General features: G+C 60.7%; 8 protein-coding genes and 1 pseudogene. 7 read left to right on the top strand and 2 right to left on the bottom strand.

The genetic code is table 11. From position 1 onward, the window contains the following. Positions 1–587, top strand: a 587-nt coding sequence (gene coaE / locus D6877_RS15665) for a dephospho-CoA kinase (RefSeq protein WP_130911376.1), incomplete at its 5' end; no start/stop codon positions are given. Beyond that, positions 584–784 carry a DNA gyrase inhibitor YacG gene (gene yacG / locus D6877_RS15660; RefSeq protein WP_016773149.1) on the top strand — a complete coding sequence of 67 codons (201 nt, stop codon included), beginning with the start codon at positions 584–586 and terminating at the stop codon, positions 782–784. The genes coaE and yacG, both read left to right, overlap by 4 nt. Positions 785–791: 7 nt before the next feature. On the opposite strand, the gene D6877_RS15655 is transcribed toward yacG, so the two are convergent. Beyond that, a complete protein-coding gene (locus D6877_RS15655; RefSeq protein WP_016773148.1) occupies positions 792–1,007 on the bottom strand; it encodes a hypothetical protein in 216 nt (71 codons plus the stop codon). Positions 1,008–1,072: 65 nt separating this feature from the next. Beyond that, positions 1,073–1,762 (bottom strand): energy-coupling factor ABC transporter permease, encoded by a 690-nt coding sequence (locus D6877_RS15650; RefSeq protein ID WP_130911375.1) that lies wholly within the window; start codon positions 1,760–1,762, stop codon positions 1,073–1,075. Between the two features lie 190 nt (positions 1,763–1,952). On the opposite strand from D6877_RS15650, the gene D6877_RS15645 reads away from it, so the two are divergent. The 5 genes and pseudogenes from D6877_RS15645 to D6877_RS29955 form a co-directional block, all read left to right on the top strand. Continuing rightward, entirely contained in the window at positions 1,953–2,579 is a 627-nt protein-coding gene (locus D6877_RS15645) for a DUF1780 domain-containing protein (protein ID WP_007909887.1), read from the top strand. Beyond that, on the top strand, positions 2,576–3,103 hold the full coding sequence (locus tag D6877_RS15640) for an MOSC domain-containing protein (RefSeq protein ID WP_130911374.1): 528 nt from the start codon (positions 2,576–2,578) through the stop codon (positions 3,101–3,103). The genes D6877_RS15645 and D6877_RS15640 overlap by 4 nt, the downstream gene beginning before the upstream one ends. Positions 3,104–3,154: 51 nt before the next feature. Next, a complete protein-coding gene (locus tag D6877_RS15635) occupies positions 3,155–3,328 on the top strand; it encodes a DUF3094 domain-containing protein (RefSeq protein WP_007909875.1) in 174 nt (57 codons plus the stop codon). Between the two features lie 63 nt (positions 3,329–3,391). Beyond that, complete coding sequence (locus D6877_RS15630) at positions 3,392–4,690, top strand: NAD(P)/FAD-dependent oxidoreductase (protein WP_016773144.1); 1,299 nt, start codon at positions 3,392–3,394, stop codon at positions 4,688–4,690. Positions 4,691–4,701: 11 nt separating this feature from the next. Next, a pseudogene (locus tag D6877_RS29955) lies at positions 4,702–4,788 on the top strand (metal ABC transporter ATP-binding protein); the annotation flags it as partial. Positions 4,789–4,932 lie beyond the last annotated feature (144 nt).

The raw sequence follows: 4,932 nt of genomic DNA, 5'->3' as shown, positions 1-4,932 counted from the left end.
TGACCGGCGGCATCGGCAGCGGCAAAAGCGCGGCGGCGCAGCACTTCATCGACCTGGGCGTGCATGTGGTGGATGCCGATCATGCGGCGCGCTGGGTGGTCGAACCGGGGCGTCCGGCGCTGGCGAAAATCGCCGAGCATTTCGGTTCCGGCGTGTTGCAGGCCGACGGCACACTGGACCGTGCCGCCCTGCGCAAACTGATTTTTGAAGACCCCGAACAGCGACGTTGGCTCGAAGCGCTGTTGCATCCGTTGATCGGCGAAGAAATCGCTCATCATCTGGCGCAGGCAAAATCGCCTTACGCGATTCTGGTGTCACCTTTGCTGATCGAGTCCGGGCAATACGCGATGACCCAGCGCATTCTGGTCATCGATGCGCCGCAACAACTGCAGATCGAACGCACCTTGCAGCGTGACCAGACCAGCGAACAACAAGTGCAGGCGATCCTCAAGGCGCAATCGAGCCGTGAAGACCGCGTGAGCCGTGCCGACGACGTGATCGTCAACGACCGCGACCTCGCCTGGCTGCACAGCGAGGTCGAGCGTCTGCATCACTTTTATCTGACTTTATCCGGAGGCCAAGCATGAGCCAGATTCCAACCGTTGAATGCCCAACCTGCGGCGCCCCCGTCGAATTCACCCCGGCGAACAAATTCCGTCCGTTCTGCTCCGACCGCTGCAAATTGATCGACCTCGGCGCCTGGGCCTCGGAAGAACACAAGATTCCGGTCGCACCGGATGCCGAGGACGAGTTGTTCTCCGGCGATTTCGATCCGCGTCACTGATCGCTGATCAGGGCCGCATAAAGCCGTAGTCCTGACTGTCGTCGAGGTTCTCAGCGAGAAAGCGCAACTCGTCGGCCAAGTCTTCGGCATTGCGCACTGCCTTGCTCTGCTGCACCACGGCGCTGAGCAGGGCGCGCAAACTCAGGCCCGGGTCAAAGCCCACTTCCTGCGCCAGCTCCAGACTCTGCCGGGTTTCCTGCCGCGCCCATTCGTAAACGCCCATGCCAATGCTCCTGAAGGGATTTGCGTGAGCATGAAATCTCAGCGGCATGGCCGGTTTGATGTGGATCAAGACTTCGGATCGTCGTCCTTCCACGGCGCTGAAAGGTAACGGGTGCGGTTGAAGGTCTCCAGCCACTCCGGGCAAAACACCACCAACGCACTGACAACCATGCCGTTGATAAAGGCCTCGGGGAACAGCAGCAACCACAGGTAGCCGACAAAATCCTCCAGCCACTCCGGCATGGCGAAGAGGCCGTCGTACCACAGCAGCGTCAGGCTCAGAATCAGGCACAACAGGCCTGACAACGCAGCGGCGAAGAAGCCGGAACAGAAGATGTAAACGAACGGATTTCGTGGCTGCGCGCGTTCGACCAGAATAGCCACGCACTCGGTGATCAGCACTGGCAGCAGAATCAGCAACGCGCCATTGACGCCCACCGCAGCCAGGTCCTGACGCCCCAAAAGCACCAGGCCAATCTGCGCCACCAGCCCGCCGACAATCGCCAGCGGCCAATCGAGCAGCAGCGTGACCGCGGTCATGCCGATGAAGTGATACGACACGCCGGTGTCGAAATCCCTGCGCACCAGCCACAGCAGAAACAGCGCGAACACCGTGCCGAACAGCAAGTGCTGCCGGCGACTGTCGCTGAACAGCTCAACCCATGGCGCACGCATGATCGCCCAGAGCAACACCGGCAGATAAATCAGCCAGCCGAGCGTCAGGCTTGCCGTTGAAAGCAGTTCGGCACCGATCATGATTCCCTCACCTGCTACTCGACACGCTTTTTTGTAGGAGCTGCCGAAGGCTGCGATCTTTTGATCTTGTTTATAAAAGCAAAAGATCGCAGCCTTCGGCAGCTCCTACAAGGGCGCAATCGCGCGACGTTTATGTCTGAGCCGATGCAAAGCTATCTGCTTGTCGCATTTGGACGCTAAGCTTGGCCTTATGGATGATTCAGATTATTTACGCCTGCTGACCATCGCGGCCGAGCAGGCCAATGCGTTCCTGTCCAATGCCCGCAAATGGGAGCGTGAGCGTTGGGTCTGCCAGCGCCTGCTGCAAGGTCTGAACATCCCCTACCGCGCCGACGAATTCGCCCCGGCCGGTGAGCCGCCGGACGTGCTGTTTCGCGATGCCAATTTCGAAGTTTTTTTCGTCCTCGATGAAGGCCGACGCCTCAATGACGAATGGCGCGACGAGTTGCAGCGTCGGCGCAGTGCGTTCTCCCTGAGCCAACTGGTGCGCCGCGAAGCGAAGCCAAAACGCATCCCGGCCAATGAATTTCTCCTGCGTCTGGCGCCAACCCTGCGCAAGAAGGCGCACAACTACAAGGAACGCGGCATGGATCTGGGTGAGCTGGACATCATCGCCTTCGCCAGCCTCAAGCGCGAAGTGCTCGACCTCAACAGTCATTTCCCGCCACCGACCGAATACCTGCGCCAGGGCTGGCGCTCGCTGTCGCTGGTCGGCCCGACATTCGCCCGCGTGCTGTTCGCCCACCCCGACGCACCGGACTTTCTGCGCAGTAACCTCGGCCGCAGCATTGTGTTCGACGTGGGCATCAGCCTGTGACGCCGCTGCAGCAGTTGATCGCCGAGGTTCCGCAAACCGGTCGTGTGCGCTGGATCGGCGTGCGTCCAGAATCCCGTGGGCCGATGCTTGGGCTCGACGCGGTCGAGGCGCGGCTGGAAGCCGGGCTCACCGGCGACCACGCCCGCCCGGGCATTCGCAACGCGCGACAGGTGACGCTGATTCAGTGGGAGCATCTGGCGGTGATCAACGCACTGATGGGCCGCCCCGATGACGAGCCGATCCGACCTGAAGATCTGCGGCGCAATCTCGTTATAAGCGGAATCAATTTGTTTAGCCTGAAGGGGCGGCGCTTTCGCATCGGGCAGGCGATACTCGAAACCACTGGCTGGTGTCAGCCCTGTGCACGTTTGCAGAACAATCTCGGCCCGGGCACTTTTCAAGCCGTGCGCGGGCATGGCGGGATCACCGCCCGGGTGTTGCAAAGCGGCATCATTCGCCTCGACGATAGCGTGTGCGTCGAACCGGTTCCGGACAGCGGCTACGCTGCGTTCAATCCGGGATGAAAACCGCTGTAGCCTGTGCTCATTCAGTAACGTCTACCTGACGAGGCAAATATGACCAGCCGCCTGAACCCCGAAGACCAAAAGCATGTCGAAGAGTACCTGCAATTGTCCCAACACCGTGTCGAGCGCCGGCCTTTCCGGCCGTGGATGCTCCTGGTGCTGGTGCTGGCAGTGACCATTGGTCTGGGCCTGTTGAGCCGATTTATCAGTTACCTGACGCTATGAGCCGCCTCGCGCTCGCTCGGGTAACCGCACCGATTTCCTTTAAAAACCTTGCGAGTTATCCCTATGTCCCATCGTATTGTCATTGTCGGCGGCGGCGCCGGCGGTCTGGAGTTGGCTACCCGTCTGGGTAAGACTCTGGGCAAGCGCGGCACGGCCAGCGTCATGCTGGTCGACGCGAACCTGACCCACATCTGGAAACCGCTGCTGCACGAAGTAGCCGCCGGTTCCCTGAACTCCTCCGAAGACGAACTCAACTATGTCGCCCAGGCGAAATGGAACCACTTCGAGTTCCAGCTTGGGCGCATGAGCGGGCTCGATCGCGCGCAGAAGAAAATCCAGCTGGCCGCAACTTATGACGAAAACGGCGTCGAGCTGGTGCCGGCGCGTGAAGTGGCTTATGACTCGCTGGTGATCAGCGTCGGCAGCACCACCAACGATTTCGGCACCCAGGGCGCGGCGCAGCATTGCCTGTTCCTCGATACACGCAAACAGGCCGAGCGCTTCCACCAGCAATTGCTCAACCATTATCTGCGCGCCCACGCCGGGCAGACCGACGTGGTCGAGCAGATCAGCGTGGCCATCGTCGGCGCTGGCGCCACCGGCGTCGAACTGGCGGCCGAGCTGCACAACGCCGCCCATGAATTGGCCGCGTATGGTCTGGACCGGATCAAACCGGAAAACATGCACATCACTTTGATCGAAGCAGGCCCACGGGTGCTGCCTGCCCTGCCGGAGCGCATCAGCGGGCCGGTGCACAAGACCCTGGAGAAGCTCGGGGTCAATGTGATGACCAACGCAGCAGTCAGCGAAGTGACTGCCGACAGCCTGATCACCGCCGATGGCAACGAGATCAAGGCCAGCCTGAAAGTCTGGGCTGCCGGCATCCGCGCACCGGGTTTCCTCAAGGACATCGACGGTCTGGAAACCAACCGCATCAATCAGCTGCAAGTGTTGCCGACTCTGCAAACCACGCGCGACGAAAACATCTTTGCCTTCGGTGACTGCGCGGCGTGCCCGCAACCGGGCACTGATCGCAACGTCCCACCACGGGCACAAGCGGCGCATCAACAGGCGTCGCTGCTGGCCAAGTCGCTGAAACTGCGCATCGAAGGCAAGACCCTGCCGGAGTACAAGTACACCGACTACGGCTCGCTGATTTCACTGTCGCGTTTTTCTGCTGTGGGTAACTTGATGGGCAACCTGACCGGTAGCGTCATGCTCGAAGGCTGGCTGGCGCGGATGTTCTATGTGTCGCTGTACCGTATGCACCAGATGGCACTGTACGGCCCGTTCCGCACGGCGATGCTGATGCTGGGCAGCAAGATTGGTCGTGGCACCGAACCGCGTCTGAAACTGCACTAAAGCGCCAACCTGTGGGAGCGAGCTTGCTCGCGAAAGCGGTGGGTCAGTCAACACTGTCGTTGAATGATTCGGCCGCTTCGCGAGCAAGCTCGCTCCCACATTGTTTCGTGTTGTGCGCAAATCAGTAGGCGAAGGCCTGCAATGAATCGCTGTTCATCAGAGCTGGAACCGCCGCACCATGCCCTGCAGCGCATTGGCCAGTTGCGACAGTTCGTGGCTCGATGCGCTGGTCTGATCAGCCC

The sequence above is a fragment of the Pseudomonas sp. Sample_9 genome (assembly GCF_004307535.1).
GTDB classification, from domain to species: Bacteria; Pseudomonadota; Gammaproteobacteria; order Pseudomonadales; family Pseudomonadaceae; genus Aquipseudomonas; species Aquipseudomonas mercuritolerans.
This window is presented reverse-complemented; position numbering and strand designations above follow the sequence as displayed.